The sequence below is a fragment of the Paenibacillus sp. FSL P4-0184 genome (assembly GCF_038004625.1).
Taxonomy (GTDB): Bacteria; Bacillota; Bacilli; order Paenibacillales; family Paenibacillaceae; genus Paenibacillus_AQ.
This window is the reverse complement of the sequence record NZ_JBBORN010000001.1, coordinates 3,383,265-3,408,911: the sequence shown is the minus strand read 5'-3', so window position 1 is coordinate 3,408,911 and position 25,647 is coordinate 3,383,265. Positions and strand designations below refer to the sequence as shown.

Here is a 25,647-nt window from a genome sequence, read left to right as displayed (position 1 = left end):
TCTCAACACTCCTTTAGATTATTCCTGCATGTTTTTCCCATGCTACTACGCGATGAGAATCTACCAATCCCCCTGAATTCTGTTTTCCCCAAAATGAGATCCCTATCTCTTCTTCAATTTCTTCTAAGGTTGCAAACTCAAATTCAAATGCGTCTAAATCAGCAAAATAATTCCTAGTTAAAACTTGGTTAGGTGCGAGACTCACCATTTCATTCACATACATCGTTCTTGATCCATCTAGTAAAAACCCTTGAATGACTAGATTATAAGAATTAAGGGAATCACGATTAACTACTTTTACTGTTACCATTTGCGTCTGTCTGATCCCCAGAATTGGACTATTATCTATAGGTCCAGTTGAAAATAAAGCCATCTCTATTCACTCCTCCCTTCCACCAGCAGTTCGAAAGATTAAAAACTACAACACTAGTAACATGGTTCATAACTAATAGCTCTATATAGTAATATTCTGTATTTAAAGTTAATGTGTGGACATTTAAGCAAAGGAATTGCCACCCGAAAAAAAGACAACCTTCTATTCTTTGAATTTGTAATCTACTAATCGGACAATCTAAAACTCAAGCATCTTCTAGACTTTACTGAGTAACACCCTATTGCTTTTTTCTAAATATTCGTTATACTGATAAAAATTATTCAAGCATCGATGAGCGGGAGAGTAGTTAACGTGTTCTAGTCCACAGCGAGCCGGGTAAGTGCAAGCCGGTACAGATCACCTAATGAAGCGCACCCGTGAGATGGACTTCTGAACCTAAGTAGGAAGTCCCGGCTGAAGACCGTTATCCTGTAAGGTGGCTAAACATCTGTTTAGCAACGAGAGTGGTACCGCGAGCGCTAAAGCCCTCGTCTCTTTTGAGACGAGGGCTTTTTTGTATTTTTAAAGGAGGGTATAAAATGTTAAGTCAAATCATCAAACACAGCATTGAACAAAGTGTAAAAAAAGTATTCCACACCTTAGAAGTTGCCTACCCAAACGATGTTGCAATTCTGATCGAACAGCCAGCTAATCTAGAGCATGGTGATTATTCCTGCAATATTGCTATGCAGCTAGCCAAACTCCTGCGTAAATCCCCTCTCGACATAGCAGAGTTAGTAAAAGCAGAAATTAAATTACAAGAGAGTTACACGGGTCTTTTACAAAAAGTCGAAGTAGCTGCTCCTGGATTTATTAATTTGTATATGAATTGGCAGGTGTGGGCTAAACATTCCTTTAATCTGCCTGACAGCACAAGGGAAAAGGTCATCATAGAGCACACTTCAATCAATCCAAATAAAGCTGCTCATGTAGGTCATCTGAGAAATGCTTGCATCGGCGATGCGCTGGTCAGAATAATGAAAAGAACCGGACATAACGTAGAGGTCCATAACTACGTGGATGATCTGGGCAACCAGCTGGCAGATACAGTCGTTGGTTTATTAAATGTACCTTTAGAAGGGGAACATCAACGTTTCGGTGATTATTGCTGGGATCTATATGCCAAAGTGAACAAAGAATATGCACGGAATCCAGAGATCACTCACAAGCGCACGGATATGCTGCATGCCCTTGAACAGGGTGATGGTAATGAGGCGTGGCTGGGCAACCTAGTCGCTGAACGTATTGTGAGAGAACATATATCGGAAATGAAGCGTTTTGGTATTCACTATGACCTGCTGGTGTGGGAGAGCAATATTTTAAAAGAGGGCTTCTGGACAGCCGCATCTGAGCTATTGAAGCAAACGGCAGTTTTTGTACAGGAGACTGAAGGCAAACTTGCGGGCTGCTGGGTGCTAAAGCAAGGGACAGAGGTTAGCAGTGGAGCGGAGTCAGAGGATCATCAGATGGATAAGGTGCTTGTGCGTTCGAATGGGATTTTGACATATACAGCCAAAGACATTGCTTATCATCTCTGGAAATTCGGTCTACTATCCAAAGATTTCACCTACAGTGAATTCTCGTCTGGTTTATGGACCACAGGTTTAACTGGAACCCCTGAGCCTTATGGACATGCCGACCGTGTTATTAACGTGATCGATTATAGACAGGAATATCCGCAACAAATGGTTAAGCAGGCTTTAGGAGCACTAGGATATAACGAGCAGGCTGAGAAGCTCCATCATGTAAGTTATGGCGTTGTTTCTCTCAGTCCGGCCTCTGCTGCTGAGCTGGGGATAGATGTTTCAGAAGGGAAATCTTCTTATGCCATGTCCGGGCGCCAAGGAATCGGCGTTAAGGTGAGCGATTTAGTAAAGCTTATGGAACAGAACATAGAACATTCGCGCTCCGATAAAGAGGGTCTTTCCAGCCATATCATTGCAGCTGCTGCTATTCGTTATTATCTGCTGCGGTTTAACCTGGGAACGGAAATCGTGTTTGATTTCAAACAGGCTACCGAAATATCCGGTAATACCGGGGTTTATCTGATGTACACCTATGCCCGTGCCAGCAGTGTTTTGAGCAAATCTACAATCCCATTCATCACAGATGCCTCAAAGCTTCAATTTCCACTCGAAATGGAAAAAGCAGAGCTCGCTTTGCTGAGACAGCTTAGCCTCTGGCAGGAGACATTGTATTCTGGCAGCATAGAATTGACGCCGAATATACTCTGCACGTACGCTCATACCTTAGCCACACTTTTCAATAACTTCTATTCTATATGTCCGATTTTAAAAGGTGAGGAGGCTACCATCGCGTTCCGCCTCTGGCTCACTTCGAGATTTAAGGACACTTTAGGTGATGTGCTAGAGGTGCTTGGGTTACCGACACCGAGCCGTATGTAGTACAAAAAGGGCAATCTCCACGCTTATCGCGGAGATTGCCCTTCTTTTATTATCTTACTTATAAATGTCTATCACATTTCCAGCTTCTACGCAGAGGCGATCAAAGTCCTCACGTTTGATACGGATACCGCCACTACGGTAGCGATTAAGCGTACCTTCCGCTTGTACTTCTGTACCGTTAACAGTAATCCGACTGTTATCAGAGCCCGAAAGGTGATAAATAAAGTCTACCTTAGTGCCTGCATATTCAAAGCTAAAGCGCATTCCGTCCAGCGACTCCGGCAGAATTGGATCGACGATTAAATCTCCGCCTTCCGTACGGATCCCCAGTGCATTCGAGATCAACTGGTTCATGTAGATCCCAGGACCGCTTGAATAGATTCTCCAGCCACCTTTAACCGCTACGTCACCATTACGCAGTTTATCGAAATTCTCCTGTGCCTCGTAACGGGTGTTAAATTTACCATCCGAGCTACTGAAATAAGAGTTAGCCTGACGGAGTTCAGCGTTTGGCACCACGTCGCGGATTCCGATCGGATTGATCGCCGCTAGGCCATTCCAGACCTGATCGGTTTTCCCTAGCTTAGCCATAGCTTCTACATAACGGATGTGTGCATGTACATATTGAAGTCCAATTTCCCGACCAAAGTTAGAAGCTTGCTCCGCACGTTTGAAATGGGTGCTTACGCCGCCAACATATTGAGCTGGACGGTTCATCAGACGAACGCCGTCTGGACAGAACAGTTTATCCTGGATTACTTCATAGTGCGCTTCAGCTTGTTCTGGTGTAAGCAGCTCACTGATCATACTGCGCGTCATTGGCAGCAGACGGTATTGGATCCCTGTTTCCGTATCGCTTGGATGCACCATAAGCTTCACTTGCTCTGGGTCCTCCATATACAAGAAGCCTGGAATTACCTCAGATTGAAGCATATGTGTGTTGAAATCCTCACGAATTCCCTCCACCATCGCTTTCAGCTCTTCCGAACCTGCTGGATCAACTTTATGAAGCACTTCTGAGAACTGATTCAATGTCTGATAGGTAAGCGCCACTGTCCAACTGCTAACCATGTACTGCTTCAGCTGTGGATTTGCAGGCTGGAGTGTATCATCCCAGTCTCCATCACCGTACGAGGACAAATGCGTGTCATGCAGGAAGTGATTCTTAATATAAGCAACTTCCTTCCGTGCATGATCCAGCAGCGTCGCTTTTTCCTCTGTAAAATCAAAGCTATGCTTACGAGTATAAGGTACAGTCGCTTGCAAAATACTGTAGTCTTGCGTTACCGCCAAATAGTCTCCAAGCACTTTGAGTGGCCATACAATAATATCTCCATGGCTCTCCTCTTGCTGAATCTTCGTATATTTATCAAACATGAACCACTGTGGCCAGTTACCATCATCTTCATATTGATGAGCATACAGGGTCAGCAATATTTCACGAACCTGATCGTATTTTTGCGTAGCCATGAAGTATTCCACTGGTCCCTGACACACGTCACGGGTTCCCCAAGCAGCGCCGCCGTATTGTTCCAATCCGTGAGGGACTGAATAATGGACGAGCATATTATGTGTATACCACCAAGCCAGAGCATTTACCTTAAACAACTCACCTTCGGACCCATCACCTAACGTCAAGCGGAAGCCATTCATAACCCCGCTGTAGAATTCGCGGTATGCGGAAATCTCCTCTTCAGCTGTACCGCTGCTCGATTGAATCTCCTTACCATCCAGAAGACCTTGAATGTTCAATGTCCACTCACTGCTCTCCGACAGTTCCAGAATAGCTAGCGGTGCATCAGACTTCTCAGCATGAGAGACAAGTCTACCTTCATTTTGAAGAGTGAAATCCGCTCCCTGTACCTGGAATTTATACTGCAGATCAGGATATTCTCCTGCACTTAGTGCGCTTCTATCAGCCGAGAAGGTTATGGTTCCTCCTTCTTGCTTGAATTGATATGGAAGCTCGTATTCATTAACGTTCATAGTGATTTGATTAGTGACTAGATAGCGATAAGCTTTTCCACTTTCCGTACGCACATTCAGGAATATCTCCGGAGAATCTGCAGTAGTGTAGTTCGTAATAATGAAGCATTCGCCATCTGTTCTGTAATACCAACGGGCATAGTTGAAACCAACCTCGAACAATGAAGGCATGGTCAAGAGGCGGTATTCGCCATTCCACTGCACATAGATTCGTTGTCCCGAAGCTTTTGGAATATTAAGCGCATTTCTAGGATTGGACATTAGCTTGTTGAAATTGGTATTGCCAATGACTACTTGGGAGTTAAAGATCCCGTACATATAAGAAGTTGTCGTGATAACCTTATCGTTAAGTCGAGCGTTGTCCCCACTCATTAGAATATGACCATGAGGACGCTCTACCTTAAGTTCCTTCTCTTTCAATACAACATGCTCATAATTTTCCGTGAAGAAAGACAGAAGCTGGTCTCCCTCTTTTTCCTCTTGATAGCGAACCGGGAACAAGGCTTCGATCTCTTCACTCGTCAGAGAATTTGCAGCTAGTGGTGCTCCCAGATCTTTTGTCAAGAAAGAACGTTCTAGCGGTGCTTCAGCTTCTAAAGGCAACTCTTTTACCGTTTCCCAAGCCGCAGCAACATCCTTCGTGAATTCTAACGAGGTAATCGCTTCTGGATGATCTTGCTTGAACAATCCATAAAATACAAACTGGGCTTCCCCACTCAGCTTCACCCGCTCCGATTGCAGCGCAGTATAAGCGAATTCATATTGATAGATTTCATTACTTAATTGCTCACGGCTCAGGCTTTCTGGTTGATTTGTCTCTTTATAAGACAATCCAAAGAATTGGAAACCATCTGTTGAGAAGCTTGCTGCCTTAGTGATTGCACCTTGCTGCAAATATGGGAATTTGCCACCTTGCGGCTGATTCTGTCTGGAGCATACGACATATCCCTTTGACTCATCCTCGAATACGGCATGGTCAATATATTGTGACAGGTAGGCCTCATTACTGCGAACTGCGCCGATATCGGCAATACCCACGTCTTGTCCGTACACGAGATCCACATCTGTATCTTGACCTGTAAGCTTCACGTCCCAGAACCAAGCGCCTTGAGCCGTCGGAGTAAAAATAACCTGATACTCGATATTTTCCGCAGTACCTTCCCAAACCAAGCGGTTCCCAGCCTTACGTACAGTGCTTGAGGAATGAATGCCCAGCAAAGGAACAGCTTGAATGCTTCCATTACTATGAATGCGTAAATATAGGTTGGATAAGGAGCCATCCACGATATTAGGCAGCAATTGATTGATCATTGTCCGTTCATGGAGAACTTGGAACAAGTCCCCGCTGTTTGTAAAAGTGAATGATAAGTCTCCAGCGTTTAAATGGATGTTAGAATTCATATTAGTAGTCATATTCTTGCACTCCTCTATTACGACAGCCTGTGTCGTATATATTCTACTTAAGCTAATGTTAAGCGAAAATCGCGTTCTTTAACCTCTTGGCTATTTGGACCCACAAACAATTTGAATTGTCCCGGATCACTGCTAAAGCTTAAATCGCTATGATAGTAACGAAGCTGTTCTTCTGTAAGCGTAAAGCTCACTTCTTGGCTTTCTCCCGGGGAGAGGCTGATCTTGGCAAAGTCTTTCAGTTCCTTCATTGGTCTAACAACTTCTCCTGAAATGTCTCGGATATAGAGCTGCACTACCTCTTCACCTTGTACATTGCCTGTATTAGTCACCGTAACAGTTACTTTAATAGGCTGATCCTTCGTCATTATTTCACCGGAAAGGATCGGTTCACTGTAGCCAAATGTCGTATAGCTAAGACCAAAGCCAAATGGCAGGAACGGTTCATTAGGAATGTCCAGATATTGTGAGACATAACGTTTGTCCGCACCCGGTGCATGTAGAGGACGTCCAGTGTTGAAATGATTGTAATAGACCGGAATTTGCCCAACAGATATAGGGAAAGACATCGTTAATCTTCCTGACGGATTCTCGTCACCATACAGTAGACTGGTAATCGCAGCACCGCCCTCGCTTCCTGGGAACCAGGCTTCCAGAATGGCATCCGCATTCTCGATCACACCACTAAGATCCAGTGGGCGTCCGTTAAACAACACCACCACAATAGGCTTACCCAGCGTCTTCATACGTTGCAAAAGCTCACGCTGCGCTTCCGGCAAGCGGATATCCGAACGACTTCCAGCTTCTCCGCTCATATCCGAATGTTCTCCAAGCGCCAGCACAATCACATCGGCTTCCAGCGCTGCCGCTTTCGCCTCCAGCCATTGCTCTTCTGTAAAGCTCTCAATCCCGGAGCCTTCTGCAACGGTAACCTTACCTGCAGCTGCACGAGCTTCAAGAGCTGGAGCAAGACGGCTAGCTTCTTCTGTTGAACCCAACCAGGACCATGGTCCAAGAATATCTCCGTTATTAGCAAACGGTCCGATTAGCGCAACCCGCTGCTCTGTCGCAAGCGGCAGAACCTGATCATTCTTCAGTAGAACGCAGGATTTAACCGCTAATTCTCTCGCTGCTGTCCGGTGAGCATCACAGAAAATCACCTCGCGCTCCTTCTCTATATCTGCCCCACGTAACGGATTCTCAAACAAGCCCAGTCTTTGCTTCAATTTCAAAATACGAAGTACGGCTTCATCAATGATACTTTCATCCACTTGCCCGCCAGCTACAAGAGCTGGCAATTGGTGCACATAACACTCTGTCATCATCTCAATATCCACGCTAGCTTTGATAGCTTTAAGTGCTGCTTCAGCCTCATCCTCGGCGACACCATGTGGGATCAGTTCCTTCACCGCGCCCCAATCCGAGATCAACACGCCGTCAAAGCCCCATTCCTCACGCAGCAGCTGACGAAGCAGCTTAACGTTTCCGCTTATTGGAATCCCGTCAATCGTGTTGAACGAAGTCATAACCATTTCTGCACCCTCATCCAGTGCTGCACGATAGGCTGGCAGATAATATTCCCGTAGCTGACGTTCTGATAAATCGACTGTATTATAATCCCGTCCGCCTTCGGATAGACCATAGGCTGCAAAGTGCTTAACGCAAGCCGCCAGACGACTTACATCACCCGTCAAGTCATTTCCCTGAAACCCGCGTACAAATGCACGGGCAAACCTACCATTCAAATAAGGATCTTCGCCGGTAGACTCCATCACTCTTCCCCAACGCGGGTCCCGAACAAGGTCCGCCATAGGTGCAAAAGTAACGTGTACACCAGATACTGCCGCTTCTTTAGCAGCAATCTCAGCGCTTAGCTCCGCCCGTTCCATATCCCAAGAGCAACCAATCGCCAGTGGCACCGGAAAAATCGTCTTAAAGCCATGCACGATATCCGCCATCATCAGCAGTGGAATACCCAATCTATTTTTACGTAAATGAGCTTCTTGGACGGCAATGACTTGCTCTGCGCCCGAAAGTCCAAGTACTGAACCACTGTTCTCAATCATGTGATCCGTAATCCCCATGGATGCCATAGGGCCAGTGATTTGCCCTCCTTCTTCCGCTCCTTCATAGAAATTAGCAGCTAGCTGCTGCAATTGTGCTATTTTCTCTTCAAGCGTCATCTGGTTCAACAGGGACGTCAGTTGCTGGTCTTTCATCTCAAATCCTCCATAATATCTCTTTCTGCAATTGCTCATTGCTCTTAGTTGTACAAAAAATCAAAAGCTGTCTTCAGATGTTCCTCCCAGAATCTCCATTCATGTGTTCCCGGAGTCTCAACATATTGAAATGTATAGGGACTCGCTTGCATATGCGAAGCAAATTCCCGGTTCATCTCCACAAATGGATCTTCCGAGCCACAGCAGGTCAAAATTGAAGGCAGCTTACGTTTATCGTCGACCAATTTAGCCGCTAAAGCATACAGATCTTGATCCGGCTTAACTTGTAAGCGTTTTCCGAAAGTGCCTGCCATCTCCCTCGCCATATCCGAAGACATTTGCGGGTCTTTCAATCTTTTCTGAATATCAGTAACGCCTGATAAGGAAACTACTTTGCTGTAACGATCGGGATAAGTAAGCGCACATTTTAGCGCCCCATATCCGCCCATCGATAGACCGGCAACATACGTCTTCTGCGGATCATCATCCAGTCTCAACATTCGGCCACAAAGCTCAGGAAGCTCTTGCGTAACATAGTGAAAGTAATCCAGTCCGTACTCCATATCTGTATAATAGCTTCTGCCTACCTGAGGCATTATGACTGTGCAGCCATATTTGTTAGCATACTGCTCAATGGTGGTCAGCCTGTACCATGTACTAGCATTATCGCCAGCACCATGTAACAGATAGAGCGTTCCTCCGGTGGTGTTGCCCGAATCGACGGGGGAGATGATACTGATGGACGTTGTCATTCTTAAGGTAGGAGAACCAGTCTCAACGGTTAGAAGTGCCATATGTCATCTCCTTACGGAACCTTTTTTAAAATATAAGAAATTATATGCTTACGCTATAAATTATCCTTCTATTTCTCGCTCAAACGCTTACCGTCTTTATAAGGACGCCGAAGGCGTTTATGCTTGTTTATTAATCTTCTTACAAGATCCCCGCTTCACCAAAACAGACTCGAATACCACATGTTTGTTCTCCGATTGTCCCGAAATCAGGTCAAACAGAATTTCAACACTGGCTTTCGCCATATCCACCCCAGGTTGGCTAATCGTATCCAGCGATGGGTGATAGTATTCTGCCATCTCTATACCGTCAAATCCGATGATCGAAATATCATTTGGAATCGATAGACCCAAAGACAATAAAGCCTTGGCAGCTCCGATAGCGATGGTATCTGATGCGGCAAATACAGCGGTGATATCTTTTTTCTTATTCAGCAGTCTTTTCGTAGCCGTAAAACCAGAACTTGGACTGTATTCACAATCCTCCACCAAGGAAGCATCATACTCAATCCCATGATCCTCAAGCGCCTTAATATAACCCATAAGACGACGGTTTCCGGTAGTATGCTGAACCAAAGGGAATCTGGCCAAAAAGCAAATGTTCCGGTGTCCGAGTGAAATTAGATAGCTCACAGCTTTATAAGACTCTTGCATATCATCAATGATCACACTGGAGAATACGGCAGGATCAACATCCTTCGTAGTCGTGATGGTAGTCAAAACGAATGGGATCGGCAATTGTTTGAATTTTTCTTCAGAATGGTCATATGTACCACCCATAAAGATTACCCCGTATAAATTCTTTTCCTTCACAAGCTGAAGAGCAGCATTGATCTCATCCACTCCATCTTCAACATGCTGGATCAGAAGCGGGCAGCCGCGCAGATTCACTTGACGCTCTACTTCTTTGATCATGTCTGCAAAAAACGGATTTGCAATCCCCTTAACCATAAGTGCTATCGTATTAGAACGCGTTTTTTTCAAATTGCTTGCATTTCCATTTGGAATGTAATTATGTTCTCTTACAACAGCCATTACTTTAGCTCTGGTTGCATCACTTACGACACCGGAGTTATTAATTACCCTGGAGACCGTGGCGATACCAACGCCTGATAGCCTTGCAATATCCTTGATATTCATAATTCCCCCTGTTTCACCCCTATAATGAGCTCCCCTGCACCTGATATAATCAGCTTGGTGGAAACGCATGAAATGATGGGAAACGTTTCCCATGACATCATTTTGACTGTTTTCGGATCTAAATCGCTTAATACGTTCATTATGGACAGATATTTTTTAGAAGTCAACCTATGATTTTTGACTAAAAATGATTCACATCTCAAATTTGTTTTAAATTTTAATTGTTTTGATGTTAAATAGTAGTCTTTCTGCTTGCATTGACTTTGAAATAAGAATAGAATAGCATCGATTTAGCTATTTAATATCTAGTCAGAGGAAACGTTTCCACATCATTTTCTATGATTTCGACTACCAAACTTCCTAATCCCAGATTGGAATCTAAGAAAGAGAGGGCTACATTTTATGTTAAACATGACTCGCTTCGAAGCCCAGATCCGCGAACGTGGATTGAATGTGTTCAATGTTCGTGTGCTTCAAAATGGAACGTTAGTGGGAAAAGTGGATCTCGCAGAGGATATTCGGCGCTTGCAGCATTCGGTCAGCAAATCTTTTACATGCATGGCGGTGGGTCTAGCCATCGAAGAAGGAAAACTATCACTAAATACAACACTTAAGGATGTGTTTCCAGAATATGCATTCACTCATAAAGAAGTCCTTCCTTCCATGCAACCTGGGGAGTTGACCTTGTTCGATTTACTATGTATGAGTACAGGGCATGATTCCCCACCGTTTTGGGTTGAAGAAAGATTGGCCTTGAAGGATGTAAATTGGATACAACATTATCTATCGCTACCTTTAGACAGACCTCCTGGGGAACAGTTTACCTACAGCAGCGGGGATACCATTATGATCTCTGCAATGGTTCAGGCCCGTGTCGGACAAACCGTAAAGGATTACCTCGTTCCCCGTCTCTTTGCCCCACTAGGCATAGAAAACGTCGATTGGGAAACGGCCCCTCAAGGGATCACCCTCGGTTGTGCCGGACTTCAGATCAATACGGAAGAACTAAGCCGATTTGGACAGCTTCTTTTGCAAAAAGGAATGTGGAAGGGACAGCAGCTTATTCCCGCAGCTTGGGTTGATTTTGTTACACAAAAGCAGATCGAAAATAACGGAGCTGGTGATTGGGGCCAAGGGTACGGCTGTCAATTCTGGTTGTGTACGCACGATGCTTATCGTGCCGATGGCGCTCATGGTCAATTCTGCATTGTTGTACCGGATGCTCAAGTAGTAATCGCTATTAACAGTATGGAAGATAATATGCAAGCTATTCTAGATACTGTCTGGGAGGGGATTTGGCCGCTTCTTTAGCGGTGGGCATATGCAAGGCAGCCTTCTCACGGGAAGACTCAAGGCGCCGAGAAAGTAGTGAAGGCTACTTTCTCGGCACCTTCTTTTCGTATAATTAGGCCAACCCAAATTATAGGGTTGGCCTTTTTGAGAGTAATTAGGGAAAAGCTCCCTCTATTTAGCCGATAATTGCTTGAAATGAATGAAAAGAGGGAGATCCTCCCTAAAAATCGGGGAATATCTATATTCGCCAACGAATTAGTTAAATTACAGGGAGGATTTCCCTAATTATTAGTTTATTGAGTAGAAAGCTCTGAATTATAGGGAGATTTTCCCTAATTATCTGTCAGAGCTTCAGTTTACTTACTTTGGCGAGGATGCTCTGCACGCAAAAACAGCCCTCCCGAAGGAAGGCTGTTACTTGCCCCGAGCGGGATGCAGCCCTTTCGGACTGACTGCGAAGCTGATCCTATCGATGCTTATGCTCCGACGAACCACCCGGGCTTCTCTTTCCCTGCACGCAAAAACAGCCCTCCCGAAGGAAGGCTGTTACTTGACGTCCCGGAAGGGATTCGAACCCCTGACCGTGCGCTTAGAAGGCGCATGCTCTATCCAGCTGAGCTACCGGGACATATAAGAATTAATGATATGTATTGACGCAACGATATTTATTATACCTTATTCAGCAGAATTTTCAAGATCAAACATTTTGGAAAATAAGTAATCTTAATCCTGTTTTAATAATAACAAGGGTATCCTAGCTATTTTCATAGCTTACGGATACCCTCATTTCTACTCCATATTACTCCAGATTCCGAAAATGCTGCTCCAGCTGCTTTTTTAAATCTCCGTATGTCATTAATTCTCTCTGAAACTTGGAACGTTCATCTTCTGGCGTCATAATCATACTGCCTGTAAACGCGCTAGAAGTCACATCTTTAAAAGCATCATGCATATTGTTATCAAACCAATCGGTAGAAGTGTCTGCGTCGTTAGTGAGGATACGGACAATCTCATAGCCTTCTTCACGCTGATCTTCTACGATATACACCAAAAGCGCAGGATCACTAACAGCACCTGGCAATACACCTACTTCTGCACAAGGCGCACCATCATACTCCATCATTCTGCGAATTTTGGCATCTTTAATATAATACACCTGTCATCCTTCCCTCCTGGCAAATTCCTCTCTCCCCTAGTGTTCGGATAAGGACATACATTTTATGCCTTCCTTCGGCATATATCTGTATTACTTGGCAAAAAAGTAAGGACAACAATCGCACAAAAAGAGAGGATGAACCATCATGTGCGGAATAACCGGATTTATCCAGTGGCGCGGAGATCTCACGCAGCACTCGCAGTTGCTGGTCAAAATGACTGAAACTTTAGCAAACCGCGGACCCGATGCAGCTGGAACTTGGATTTCTGGTCCTTGCGCATTCGGTCACCGCAGACTTAGCGTTATCGATCCAGAGAACGGCGCGCAGCCTATGATCACCCGCCATGACGAACAGGTATACGCGATTGTGTACAACGGCGAATTATATAACGCACCCGAGCTCAAACAAGAACTTAAGCAGCGGGGTCATCAATTCCGTACCCAGTGTGACACCGAGGTTCTGCTGCATGCCTATATCGAATGGGGACCGGATTGTGCAGAGAAGCTCAATGGGATCTTTGCCTTTGCAGTGTGGGACGGACTTCGGGATCAGGTCTTTTTTGCACGTGACCGCTTAGGTGTGAAGCCTCTGTTCTATAGTAAAGTGGATGACGTCTTAGTTTTCGGATCAGAGCCTAAGGCGCTACTGCAGCACCCCAAGGTACAGCCAATAGTCGGGCCCGAAGGGTTAGCGGAAATCTTTATTATCGGTCCAGCTCGAACACCCGGACACGGTGTTTATAAGGATATGCAGGAACTTCGTCCGGGGCATGCCATGATCTATAGTCGCGAAGGTCTACGTAGTTACGCTTATTGGAAGCTGGAAAGCGCAAAACATACTGACAATGAAGCAGAGACAGCCGCTAAAGTACGTGAACTGCTGCAGGATACGCTCGAACGCCAACTGGTCTCAGATGTTCCTGTCTGCTCGCTCTTGTCAGGAGGGCTGGACTCCAGTGCGCTGACAGCACTTGCAGTGGACTACTACAACCGAAACGGCCAGGGACGAGTGGATACGTATTCCGTCGATTATGTCGACAACGACAAGCACTTCAAGAGTCATACTTTTCAGCCCGGAGCAGATGGTCCATGGATTAAGCGAATGGTCGATGAATTAAATACGAACCATCACTATATCTCATTTGATACACCAGAGCTTGTAGAAGCACTTGATAATGCGCTGTACACACGCGATTTACCTGGGATGACCGATGTGGACTCTTCTTTGTATTTATTTTGCCGTGAGATTAAAAAGAATGCTACTGTAGCCATCTCCGGCGAAGCTGCCGATGAGATTTTTGGCGGATATCCTTGGTTCCACCGGGAGGAGATGCTCTCCTCGGGCACTTTTCCTTGGTCAGTTGCTCCTAAAATGCGTGCAAGTCTATTATCCCCTGAAGTTAATGAATGGATTCGGCCGCTGGAATATTTGGGTGACAGATACAGTGATGCAGTAGCTGAAGTCCCAACATTGGATGGGGAGACAGGTAAACAAGCACAAATGCGCGTAATGTCCTATTTAAACATCACCCGCTTCATGCCTACTTTGCTCGACCGTAAGGACCGAATGAGTATGGGCGCCGGACTAGAGGTACGTGTTCCTTATTGTGATCATCGCCTCGTTCAATATGTCTTTAATATTCCTTGGGAAATCAAGAACCTGAACGGTCGTGAAAAAGGGATTTTGCGCAAAGCGCTTGAGGGAATTCTTCCAGATGATGTGCTATATCGTAAAAAAAGTCCTTACCCGAAAACCCACAATCCAGCCTATTTAAACGCAGTGCGAACACAAGTATTGAACATTCTAGATGACTCTACTTCGCCAATACTTCCTTTAATCGATGCCGCCAAAATCCGTGAGATCGCCGCTTCCCCAGAATCCTCTACCAATCTGCCTTGGTTCGGTCAGCTCATGTCCGGTCCTCAGCTGTTTGCTTACCTAGCTCAAGTAGATCTCTGGCTGCGTAAATATAACGTCTCCATCCAATAAGCGACAAGCCAAACAGCAAGCCCCCGTATCGGTGGCTTGCTGTTTGGCTTGTATTCGTAATTTTTAGAAATTAAAATTGTCCGGATCCGGACCGAAACGATGGTCTCTGTTTAAATCTTCGATGGCTTTAACATCCTCATCACTTAACGTGAAGTCAAAGAATCCCGCATTCTCCTTAATTCGATCCGCATGTACCGATTTTGGAATCGTAATTACGCCTTGCTGCAAATCCCAGCGAAGTACAATTTGAGCAGGGGTCTTATCATACTTTCCAGCCAGCTCTTTAAGAAGGGGGAGATCTAGGTTTCCTTGCATTAGCGGACTCCAAGCTTCAAGCTGGATTCCTTGCTCATTGGCATACTTCAGTAACTCGCGCTGAGTCAATAGCGGATGGAATTCCACCTGGTTTACCACTGGAACTACGCTAGTGTCCTCGATGATATCCTTCAGATGATGAATCTGAAAATTGCTCACACCGATAGATTTGATGAGACCCTCTTTTTGCAGATGAATCAGAGCTTTCCAAGTCTCCCGATACTTTCCTGCCACCGGCCAATGTATGAGATACAAATCTATATAGTCCAGCCCCAGCTTGCGCCGGCTAACCTCGAACGCTTTCAGCGTTGATTCATAGCCTTGATCAGGGTTGCGCACTTTCGTCGTAATAAACAGTTCATCACGGGCCACTCCACATTCACGAATAGCCTGACCTACACCTTCTTCGTTATTGTAACCAGCAGCCGTATCAATACTGCGATATCCAAGCTCCACTGCGGTCTTGACCGCGTGAATAACCTCTTCCCCATCTTTAGTCTGATACACGCCAAGGCCTAGCCACGGCATGGTCACTCCATCATTTAAAGTCGGACCTCCCGAGAACGGTGCATTCAATTCACTCATCGCTTAACCCTCCAAGCTTATTGTTATTTCATTAATCTTACTTAACCTAAATTCACGCTTCAGAAGCAAGCGCTACCACAAAAGTATAGCAGACTGCTTCATCATTCCCAAAATCCTCATAAAAAAACAGGTGCTGTGTAAAATCAAAAGAGGCTTGCATCTTACCCGCAAGCCTCTAACCTGTTTATCCAACTAAATTATTCTAATCTTATTTAGACATTCTCAAAAGCAGGGTCACCGCTTCCGCTCTCGTCACCGGATCATTTGGAGCAAATCGGTCATTTCCTTTGCCTTGGATCAGACCTGCCTCATATGCCGCTGCTGCATAATCTTTCCCCCAGGCAGGAATTTGACCAGCATCAGCAAAAGGCAAGGTTGTCTTCGTACCGCTCTTCAAATCGAGCGCACGTGCAACCATCGCTACAAATTCGATCCGGGTCACCTTACCATCAGGACGGAATGAATTATCCTCGTATCCCTTAATAAGTCCAGATTTGACTGCACTGGAGATGTAAGGTTTCGCCCATGACGGAATGCTAGTTGCATCTTCAAACGGAAGAGTTGTAGTGTCCGTATCCGAGAGTTTCAACGCACGGCCAAGCATAACCATCAGCTCACTGCGTTTCACCACAGCATTCGGACGGAATGTTCCGTCTTCATAACCCTTGATAATTCCACGTTCTATTGCGGTAACAATAGAATCGAATGCCCAGTGATTCGAAATGTCCGGAAATTTCGGTAGATTAACCGAACCTCCGTTGTTTCCGGTGTTCCCGTTATTACCATTATTGCTGGTGTTTCCGCTGTTGCTATTATTACTATTGTTACCGTTGTTGCTATTGTTTCCGTTATTGCCCGAATCTTCATTTGCCTTGATAACCGTTAAGACAAACGTCTTCTCAACCTGAACGCCGTCTTTTTCCAAAATTGCTTTCAACGTCACTGGAGTAGAAACAGTCGGGCGCTTCACCTTACCCGTATTAGAAATTATATTCGGCTCGCTTGAAGACCAAGTGATTGAGCTACCGCGCTTTCCTTCCGCTCTCAACACCACGTTTTGGGTTACCGAGTCACTGGAGTCGCCGGTAGCAAATCCAATGGTAAGCTCCTCTCTATCAAGCTCTACATCGGTAGGCTTAGGTAGATCACTCAAAGTGATTGCTAATGTTTTTGTACTGAGCGGAACGGTAACGATACCTTTCGCGTTATCAACAACACCCCCAGAAGACTCCAGAATGTTGTTAACCATACTAGGCAATTGAATGCTGATTTGTGCATTGCTCGTATCAGCCTTGGCTTGCTCCAGACTGGTCGTAAATGTAACCACAAGCTGGTTTGCTTTTCTAACCACATTGTATCCTACTCTTCCACCTTGGAATGCAGGATAGTTCTGAACATCCGCTACCACATTGTTGTTCTTATCGGCATCCGTTACCCACTCTTTAGGAATACCACGTCCCACAATAATTTCGTATTTTGTGTTCTGATCGTAGATACGCTCAGTGATCAGCGAGTCCACCAATACCTTTGAATTGACGGCCTGCCCCCACATATGCTGGGCCGATCCGCCACCGCCAGGCGTACTACGCACACCAAGTTCATCATTGGTTGCCGTCCAAGGGCTAGATTCTGCGGTAGGGTAAGCTACGCCTTCCCACCAACTAAACGGTCCACTCATGGAGTTTTCAATCATAAACTCGTAAGCTTTAATCCCCATGTCTCTGTATTTCTCACCGCGAAGCGCCGCGCTGCCGTAACCGGCGTTATACGCACTGGAGTAGAAGCCATGCGGATAACCGCCAAAGTTATAAATAGAATCGGTTGTCCCTTCCTTGACGCGTCGCTCCATACCATAGGTATAAGTATCATCTAGCATCGTCAGGTTGATATTGTCCTCTGGCTGGTTCGCACCATACAAATATCCATCCCACAGCCATCTTCCGAACAGGAACATGGAAGCCCAGTTGGCATCCCGGGAGTCCTTCATCCGGTTCTCGTCATTACTTTGCACAACAGATGCAGGAATATAGTTTAGTGCTTTGTCGGTAATTGTTTTTTGCAATTTGGCCGTGAAAGCCGCGAGCAGATCCTCGTATTGAGCGTTAGCCCACTCTGCCTCTGCCAGATAACTTGCTTGGCCTTTCACCTTATACAGCTCACGCGCGATGTATTCATAAGATGCCAATCCTGTCAGAGCGGAGTAATTGTCAATCGTCCAATACCCCAATGAATCTATGGCTTTCGTTTCTTTCATAATTCGACCATCTCCAGCGCGGTCGCTTTCAATGCTTCTTGCTCCGAATTTTACCCGCTTATCGAAAACGGTACCCTCTGATCCGTCATCCGCTTTCATCTTTTCATCAAATAAGGATGTATCGCCGGTTTTGCTCAAATATACAGCATACGTCCACGGAAGCTTCCAGTTGGCATCCCAGAACAGGTTTGGGTCCACTTGACCGGTCTCGATGTTAATTCCGCCAGTAAGAGGTATGCTTTCCAGATACTCTCTTGCGTGTGCAAAGTCACCGCTCTGAATCAATTGAACAACAATCCCGATGGTATCGTGAGAGTATAGTCTGGCATAACCATTCTCACCCACATGCAGATAATTGCCGTCTTTAATAATCATATTGTAAATGTAGCCTGCTTTAAAAGCATTAACCAGCTCTTTATTCGGCAGATCGATATCAACTATTGTGGACAGTCTGTTATTCCAGTAGGATTTCATCTCACTGTAGTTGCTGTCAAACGTACCTAGTTTCGACACTTGCTCTCTCGTTAAGGATGTAAAGCTCGTTTTCCCCGCATCGAAATATTCATACTTATCCCCTTCAATAGCAAACTCTCTGACAACAGTCTCACCAGGTTTGATCGTATAAACTTCGTTTGCAGCCTGATTCATCGGAACCAGATTGGCAGATACAACCGGCAGCAGGCGCGTCTCATCCGAATGATTGGTAACCGTCATTCTGGAATAATTAATCACGTAGTCCTTGCTTTCTACCGTCTGCTTGTTGCCAAACGATTCAATTTTATAGTCCATATTATCTTTGGTAAACTCATTTATAAAGACTGGCAGATAGCCTTCGGCATTATACCATTTGATGCCTGACGTATTTGTCGCACCGAACGTAACGATTTGTTTCGTTGCCACAAACCCATTCTGCATAGGGCGGGTTCCGCCGATCTGATAGGATCCGTCAAGGAAAGCCAGCGTGGCGTTCTTGTCACCCTCAAAACCAAAACCAGCGGTCATTTTAGGGTTCAATTCGTACTGATATTTCATTTCCAGTTGCAATCCATCCATTGCATTCAGTACTTTTGAATACACCTTGATCCGTTCTTGCTCGGATGCACCGATATTCAAAGCTTGTGCTTCCTGGATCGCTTGATGCAAAGCATCTGCCGACTGGCTGGTGTAGCCAATCAGGGCCGCTTGGCTGATCGTCTCCATCTGTTTAGCCATTACATCCAGGTTCGTACTTAGCACTAGGTTATTAAAAGCAGTTTGCACCTGATTTAATGCCGTATCAAGCTCTAACTGTTTAACATCCACATCGTTCAAACGCTCATGAGCGCTGCTCAATGCTATCTCCAAGGAAGACCAGCTCTGGAGCGTGTAAAGCTGTCTGTTATATTGCTTAAGCTCTTCAATCAAGCCCTGCAGCGGGCCCCGATCCACGTTACCCTCTTTCACAATTCTCATGATGCCCGTGCCCAGACTCGCTTCAGATTTAAAGACACCTGATGTCGATTTACCAAATGACTCCTTTTGAGATTCAAAGTTTTTGGACATGATGACCCAGCGGTATTCCCCGGAGCCCCGCTCTTGTTGAGTCAGAACAAGCGCATATCGCGTATCCTGAAGGAGACTGTAGCTCAGCTCCGCAGTAGTGAGTCCTCCGTCCACAATCCGGTTTTTGTCCACTGTCGTTTGGACTAGTGGATCTCCAGTCGGCAGCCCTTCACTGTTTACTGCATGCAACTTGATAATCAAGTCGCTCACAGGCTCTTTATATCTTTTGACATTGATCTGAACATACTTCATATCAACAGCTTCCTTCACTGTGAAGGTTTGATATCTGTCCTGTTGATCAGTTTTAGCACCGAAAGTATACTCCTTGAACGCTTTATCCGTAAAATCGATTACAATGTTCGATTCTCTCTTCACCAGACCAAGCTGCGCTGCTACCAAAGCATTGATAGCGCTGTCAACTTCCGGCTGGGTTGCCTCTGTTCGATCAAGTACAAGTTTGGCAGCAGCCAGCGTATTCACCAGAACCTGCCACGTCTCATTTGTATAAAGACCTTGCGTCATATTGCTAACTCTGTTGTATTCATTTTGCAGCGGCAATTTATCCGCAAGTGCCACACTGCTTAAAGCCAATCCAGAGAATGACATATTTCCGTTCTTCGCTACAACCTTTGTCAAACGCCCTTCAATTTTCAGCTTCACATTAGCAGGCACGTTGACTTGATACTTATAGTTCTTGGAAACAGAATCGCCATAGACGTTTCGGGTTACCGAAAGTATATCATCAGTATAGATGTTAAGATCTATATCCGCTTGCCACAACCCAAGACCAAATACAAGGGTGGAATCCTGCGGCTGTGCTGCTACTTCAATATCCCAGCCAACATTGTTATAGCTCCCTTTGTCTCGGCTGGACTTTGGATAAAATAAACCTGTTCCCGTGTCATTTAAACCATATTCAAATCCTGGCATACCATTACTCCAGGTATAGGACATGTAATCGGCATCAGTGCCTCTGTTCAATTTGCCCTCAGTTGCCGTATCCCCATATACACTGAAGGTGACCGAGTTTGGGCCTGCCTTCTGAATTCGTTGAAGCTGATTCAAGTTATCCGCTTTAAAATGCAGCCAGTCGATATCCCCCGTTTGTGTTAAATTCAGCGGAAACTCGCCATTGACCACGCCTTCATTAATCTTAGGAGCGGGTGCTGCGGGTGCTGCCTGCATAGAGTACACAGGACCGATGGATGTTATGAACAAGCACATGAGTACAATCTTTGAAATGACACTGTTAAGCGACCTTTTCATTTTCCCCTTTGACCTCCTTATATGATTGTGAAAAAAATGGTTGGACTTTGGTTATGGCAAAGTCCAACCGCTCGATAACTAGTTTTCTCCGTATTTACTTTGGAGATCATTCAGCAACTTCTCAACCGTCAAGCCATCTTGCTTAAAGATGATTTCCTCTACGCCTTTAAGCAGATCCGCATGAAATGCTTTGGTTTGTTCAGGGTAAGCAAATGGCATACCGACTTTTTCCATATTATCGAATACTGCTTTCAATTCAGGATTCTTCTCCAAATATTTAGGAAGCAGAGAAGATACTGCCGGTGAATATCCAACCGCCTCAATCGCATTTAATTGAGCCTCATCACGCAGCGCATACTTGATCACTTGCATAGCTTCTTCCTTATGCTTGCTGCCGTCCAGAATCGACAAGCCGTGAGAGTAAGCGCTTTGTGCTTCTACCGTACCTTTAGGCATCGGCAGAGCAATCAATCCCATATCAGGGTTAGCTTCTTTCAAATGACCTACATACCATGGGCCAGCTGTGGACATAGCCCCTTTTTCTTGACTGAATACTTCGCCGTCCCATGGAGCCCCTACTTCGATTGGAGCAATAGCAACCTTATTTTTGAGGAAAAGGTCCACGAAGAACTGCACACCAGCTACGTTTTCTTTGGAATTGATCGTTTTTCCGAAGCCCCAGTCTCCGCCGAAAGCGTGAACATATTGAGTGATGTGGAATGGATCGATACTGCCGATAATACCTTTCACACCATCTTTAGTCATGGATTTTGCCAACTCAACAACCTCATCCATTGTTTCTGGATATTTAGTGATTCCTGATTTTTCAAACATCTCTTTGTTGATCGCCAGCATAGAAGTAGAAGAATCGTAAGGAATTCCGTAAAGTTTATTATCATCTGTCCAGCCTTTGTACAGCGATCCAGTAATACGTTCTTTATCAAACCCCACTTTGTCGATCATCTCATCGAGTGGAGCGAGTACGCCTTTCTTGATATACTCATAGTTTCCTTCATCCGACATAGCAATGATATCAGGTCCTACCCCGGCAGCAATCGCCGTTGGAACCGCTTTCCAAAACTCGTCACTCGTTGGGTACATTTGCATCTTAACTTTAATGTTTGGATGCTCTTTATCAATGCCATCTACCATAAATTCGAAGTTCTTTTGTTCGGATGCATTGGCCCAGTATGCCATCGTGACTTCTACGGTTTCTTGCTTCTCCGGCTTTGCCGCTCCAGCGTTCTCTGAAGCTCCGTTGCCAGAGTTACCGGTATTGGATTTGGTGCCACACGCTGCAGTAGACAGCATCAACATCAGAGAGCACAATAACAGGACTGACTTCTTTCTCATTTGTCACTACCCCTTTTATTTAAGAAGATTCACCGTAAGTGGTGTTATCTTCATCTTAGCTTCACAGCAATCGAGAGCAAACAGAGGATCTTTACATATCTTTGTGATTTTTTACTTTCCCATACTAGTCTTTCGGTATTCGTTCGGTGGGAGCCCATAAATCTTCTTAAAGCTGATATAGTAGTTATCAATGCTGTTAAACCCTACCCTCTCCGCGATCTCATACGTTTTCAGCTTTCCTTCTTTAAGTAGCTCTAGAGACTTTTTCACACGATAGCCGTTGATATATGGAATCAGCATGGAACCCGTTTGCTCCTTAAAAATACGACTCAGGTAACTGTTATTCAGACCGACATAACCAGCTAGCTCATTCAGTGTCAAATCTTGATTGTAATTCTGGTGAATATAATCAATGACTCTTTTTATCTTGTAGTTCGTAGATGTCGCCGCATCCGTATAACTCTCCTGTAGACTCTCCAACTCCTGGATCAGCAGCAGATGAAGATGCTCCAAACGCTCGGCTGACATGATTTCCTGCATCCCGGTATAGTCTTCCTCCCCACTGTCCTCCTTCATATGGGACTGAATCTGGCAGTGAAGATTCACGCACATTTCCAAGGTGGCATGCCGACCTAAAGATCTCTTCTCCTTGATCGTAGCAAACATCTCATGAACTATGGCGATAGCAGAAGATACGTGCTTTTCATCCATTTCCTTGCGAATACGCTGTTCAAACAGGGTAAACAGTGCCTTATCATTCATTTCCTTGATGCTGCCTGGTTCGTAGACAACAACGTTGCTGCAATCCTCATAAAATAGCATTTCAGCAGATTCCTGAGCTTCATGATAGGCTTTGGGAATATCAAGCAGACGGGCATGCAGCCCGCTGATAAGAAAACTAACTTGTATGTTCAAAAACTGTTTCAATGTCTTTTCAATTTTACGGATAAGTCCCCAGCGTTCTTCAAGAATCTCATTCATACTTCTGATGCCGGAATACGTTTTTATAATAACCAGCTCGTTCGGACTCATCAGAAACAGCTCTAGCTCGCTGTACCGATGCAGCACCTCTTGCAAAATGTTGAGGATCGAAAAGCCGAGTAAATGCTCCATTCCCTTATTGTAACGTTCCTTCACCTTGTCATACTGATCAATCAACATGACGATGCAAAGCACATTAGGCTGTTTCAGATTCAAATCGTACAGCTTTGTCTTTTGCTCAATTTCCCACTCATGACGAACAACACCGATCGCTAAATCCCGTAAAAAAAGCGTTTTCAACTCATTTCGGTTCTTCTCCATAGTTTGCTGTAAAGAAACAAGATGATCTCCCACAGGCTGATGATTCACCTGTGCCCGGACACGCTCCAACGCTTCAAATACAGCGGACTGGGTCAGATTCGGTTTATGAATATAATCGCATGCACCTAGCCTAAACGCCTCTTGGGCATACTCAAACTCATTATGGCTGCTGAGAATAATGACTTTGCAGGAATGTTTGGTATGCCGGAGCTGCCTTAGAACCTCAAGCCCATCCATCAGTGGCATTCGGATATCCAAAAAGACCACATCCGGATGAAGCTCATCCATTTTTTCCAAAGCCTCTTTGCCGTTTGCAGCTTCGCCTATTAGGTAATAGCCATGTTGTTTCCAGTCCACAAAGGTCTTAAAATTCATTCGGATAAAGGACTCATCGTCCACAATCATGATTTTCATGCGGATCCCTCTTTTCTCGTTCCAGCGTGGTTCTGATGATGCTCCATAGCAGGAATCAGGATAAGAACGGTAGTTCCTTCCCCTTTTACACTATTTATAGTCACCCCGTACTTTTCTCCAAAATGAAGCTTCAATCTTCGGGAGACATTGCCCACACCAATAGAATTCATCGTCTGCGCGTCCGACATTTCCTGCTGCAAGAGTCTACTTAGCTGTTCTTCTGAGATCCCCATCCCGTTGTCCGAGATCGTAAACTGAATATCGCTGCCTTTTCTCTGCACGCGTATACTCAAGTTATATTGACGGGAATCTTCTGCAAAACCGTGAAACACCGCATTCTCTACAAAAGGCTGCACCATAAATTTTAACGTTCTGCATTCCAAAACATCCGGTGCAACATCGATTTCAAAATCAAACACATTAAAGTACCTGAGCTGTAGCAGTTCCAGATAGCTGTGTATAAAGGCCGCTTCTTCCTCAATAGAAACAAACTCCTGAGTATTACGTGTGGAAAAGGACAGAACTTTGATCATGTCATCTACTGTTTCCGTAATGTTGTTCGCCATTTGAGCCTGCGCCATCCATTTAATCACGGAGAGCGTGTTATAAATGAAATGCGGATTAATTTGATTTTGCAGCGCATTAAGTTCTGCACTCCGCTTCTTCTTCTCTTCAATTTTGGTTTGCTCAATCAGTTCTTTGATTTCGGCAGTCATCCGGTTAAAGGAACGCGACAAATGTCCCACTTCATCCAGACTGTCCTGCTGAGCAGTAACATCAAAATCCCCTTTCTCTACCTTGCGCATTAGCCGATTGAGCCTTCGAATCGGATTGGTGATGCTCCCAGATATTAGATAAGCTGTTACGAAACCCAATACAATCAACAAAAGGAGCAGTAGTGTGGAAAAATTGCGTATCTGGTTAATTTCGGTGAGCAGCTTGTCACGAAGAACGATGCTGTAGAATTGCCACCCAGACACATTGGACTCATCGTGAACAACATAGTAGTTTTCATTGTCCGGCTTCATTTTCCCCATGACCTGACTATATTTCATCCCAATCATGACCGGATCTGAACTGAACACAACCATCCCTTTTTCATCCACGATGAACTGGTTTACGTCCTGTTTGTCACCTAGTCCGCTGAATAGCTTTTCAAGCTTATCCATGCGGAAATTAACGAGCAGCACACCAAGCTTCTGATAGTTACCCACATCCACCAGTACACGGCCTACAGATACCACAGAGCGGGGCTTGGCATACATCTGTTTTTCCTCATGCATGCCGACCAGAATGGGTCTCTCCGCATTATTCACAATGGTTCGGTACCACGGTTCAGTCACCGGACTGTAATTATAATTGAATGTCGTATCATAACCCCTGCGATAGATTAATGAATTGTTTACAGGGTAGATCAGAATGGAATCAATATCGGGATTAAATGTCATCAGCTCTTTAAAAACGTTATCGCTTATGTAACGAAAATCCATACTTTTTTCAAAAGTCTCATAGTTTACAGCAGAATAATCCTTCGACAAAATTTGCATAAGCCTTTCATCATAAAAAGGCTGCTCCGAGGATTTGAACATACTGCTAACAAACGAGTCCGCAGTGGATACCATCTGCTGATTGGTCTCCTGAAACGATTTCACAATGCGGGATTCAAAAACAGACATAGCGTATATGTAAAAGTAAATACTAATGACCACGAGAGGAACAATCATCAACAGCGTGTAGGTCAAAAACAGCTTTTGCCGTATGTTTCGATCCCGAAACCTACTCCATTTCCGCATGATGAGATCCTCTCCTCTTGTAATAATTTGTTGTATTTTGACGAATTAATCTTATGCTAT

The 25,647-nt window shown here is 44.9% G+C and carries 14 protein-coding genes, 1 tRNA gene and 1 other annotated feature; of the genes, 3 read left to right on the top strand and 12 right to left on the bottom strand.

The window, feature by feature from the left end:
- Window positions 1-13: 13 nt before the first annotated feature.
- Window positions 14-373, bottom strand: a complete 360-nt coding sequence (locus MKY52_RS14855; RefSeq protein WP_341052041.1) for a hypothetical protein — start codon at window positions 371-373, stop codon at window positions 14-16.
- Between the two features lie 282 nt (window positions 374-655).
- Window positions 656-872: a binding site (T-box leader), on the top strand.
- A gap of 40 nt (window positions 873-912) precedes the next feature.
- Between MKY52_RS14855 and MKY52_RS14850 the strand changes: the two genes are divergently transcribed.
- Window positions 913-2,778 (top strand): arginine--tRNA ligase, encoded by a 1,866-nt coding sequence (locus tag MKY52_RS14850; protein WP_341052038.1) that lies wholly within the window; start codon window positions 913-915, stop codon window positions 2,776-2,778.
- A gap of 54 nt (window positions 2,779-2,832) precedes the next feature.
- Here the strand turns inward: MKY52_RS14850 and MKY52_RS14845 are convergent, their stop codons facing one another.
- The 4 genes from MKY52_RS14845 to MKY52_RS14830 all read right to left on the bottom strand — a co-directional run bounded on the left by MKY52_RS14845 (window position 2,833) and on the right by MKY52_RS14830 (window position 10,324).
- Window positions 2,833-6,177, bottom strand: coding sequence for a GH36-type glycosyl hydrolase domain-containing protein (locus MKY52_RS14845; RefSeq protein ID WP_341052036.1), 3,345 nt, complete (start codon window positions 6,175-6,177; stop codon window positions 2,833-2,835).
- A 47-nt stretch (window positions 6,178-6,224) separates the two neighbouring features.
- Window positions 6,225-8,393 (bottom strand): glycoside hydrolase family 3 N-terminal domain-containing protein, encoded by a 2,169-nt coding sequence (locus tag MKY52_RS14840; protein WP_341052034.1) that lies wholly within the window; start codon window positions 8,391-8,393, stop codon window positions 6,225-6,227.
- A gap of 44 nt (window positions 8,394-8,437) precedes the next feature.
- Window positions 8,438-9,187, bottom strand: a complete 750-nt coding sequence (locus MKY52_RS14835; protein WP_341052033.1) for an alpha/beta hydrolase — start codon at window positions 9,185-9,187, stop codon at window positions 8,438-8,440.
- A 117-nt stretch (window positions 9,188-9,304) separates the two neighbouring features.
- Entirely contained in the window at window positions 9,305-10,324 is a 1,020-nt protein-coding gene (locus tag MKY52_RS14830; RefSeq protein ID WP_042191311.1) for a LacI family DNA-binding transcriptional regulator, read from the bottom strand.
- Between the two features lie 402 nt (window positions 10,325-10,726).
- On the opposite strand from MKY52_RS14830, the gene MKY52_RS14825 reads away from it, so the two are divergent.
- A complete protein-coding gene (locus tag MKY52_RS14825) occupies window positions 10,727-11,635 on the top strand; it encodes a serine hydrolase domain-containing protein (protein ID WP_341052031.1) in 909 nt (302 codons plus the stop codon).
- A 536-nt stretch (window positions 11,636-12,171) separates the two neighbouring features.
- Here MKY52_RS14825 and MKY52_RS14820 read toward each other — a convergent pair.
- Together MKY52_RS14820 and MKY52_RS14815 are read right to left on the bottom strand one after the other, a co-directional pair.
- A tRNA-Arg gene (locus tag MKY52_RS14820) sits at window positions 12,172-12,245 on the bottom strand.
- A 171-nt stretch (window positions 12,246-12,416) separates the two neighbouring features.
- The gene (locus tag MKY52_RS14815; RefSeq protein WP_076286059.1) at window positions 12,417-12,773 is read right to left on the bottom strand and encodes a hypothetical protein; all 357 of its coding nucleotides are present in this window, start codon (window positions 12,771-12,773) and stop codon (window positions 12,417-12,419) included.
- A 145-nt stretch (window positions 12,774-12,918) separates the two neighbouring features.
- Here MKY52_RS14815 and asnB point away from each other — a divergent pair, with 145 nt between their 5' ends.
- The gene (gene asnB / locus MKY52_RS14810) at window positions 12,919-14,763 is read left to right on the top strand and encodes an asparagine synthase (glutamine-hydrolyzing) (protein ID WP_042191317.1); all 1,845 of its coding nucleotides are present in this window, start codon (window positions 12,919-12,921) and stop codon (window positions 14,761-14,763) included.
- Window positions 14,764-14,826: 63 nt separating this feature from the next.
- Here the strand turns inward: asnB and MKY52_RS14805 are convergent, their stop codons facing one another.
- The 5 genes from MKY52_RS14805 to MKY52_RS14785 all read right to left on the bottom strand — a co-directional run bounded on the left by MKY52_RS14805 (window position 14,827) and on the right by MKY52_RS14785 (window position 25,587).
- Window positions 14,827-15,663 carry an aldo/keto reductase gene (locus MKY52_RS14805; RefSeq protein ID WP_076286057.1) on the bottom strand — a complete coding sequence of 279 codons (837 nt, stop codon included), beginning with the start codon at window positions 15,661-15,663 and terminating at the stop codon, window positions 14,827-14,829.
- Window positions 15,664-15,871: 208 nt separating this feature from the next.
- The gene (locus tag MKY52_RS14800; protein WP_341052026.1) at window positions 15,872-20,725 is read right to left on the bottom strand and encodes an S-layer homology domain-containing protein; all 4,854 of its coding nucleotides are present in this window, start codon (window positions 20,723-20,725) and stop codon (window positions 15,872-15,874) included.
- 78 nt (window positions 20,726-20,803) lie between these two features.
- Window positions 20,804-22,078 carry an extracellular solute-binding protein gene (locus MKY52_RS14795; RefSeq protein ID WP_076120774.1) on the bottom strand — a complete coding sequence of 425 codons (1,275 nt, stop codon included), beginning with the start codon at window positions 22,076-22,078 and terminating at the stop codon, window positions 20,804-20,806.
- Window positions 22,079-22,189: 111 nt separating this feature from the next.
- On the bottom strand, window positions 22,190-23,794 hold the full coding sequence (locus tag MKY52_RS14790) for a response regulator (RefSeq protein WP_341052023.1): 1,605 nt from the start codon (window positions 23,792-23,794) through the stop codon (window positions 22,190-22,192).
- The gene (locus tag MKY52_RS14785; protein ID WP_341052020.1) at window positions 23,791-25,587 is read right to left on the bottom strand and encodes a sensor histidine kinase; all 1,797 of its coding nucleotides are present in this window, start codon (window positions 25,585-25,587) and stop codon (window positions 23,791-23,793) included. Before MKY52_RS14785 ends, MKY52_RS14790 begins: the two co-directional genes overlap by 4 nt.
- Window positions 25,588-25,647: the final 60 nt, after the last annotated feature.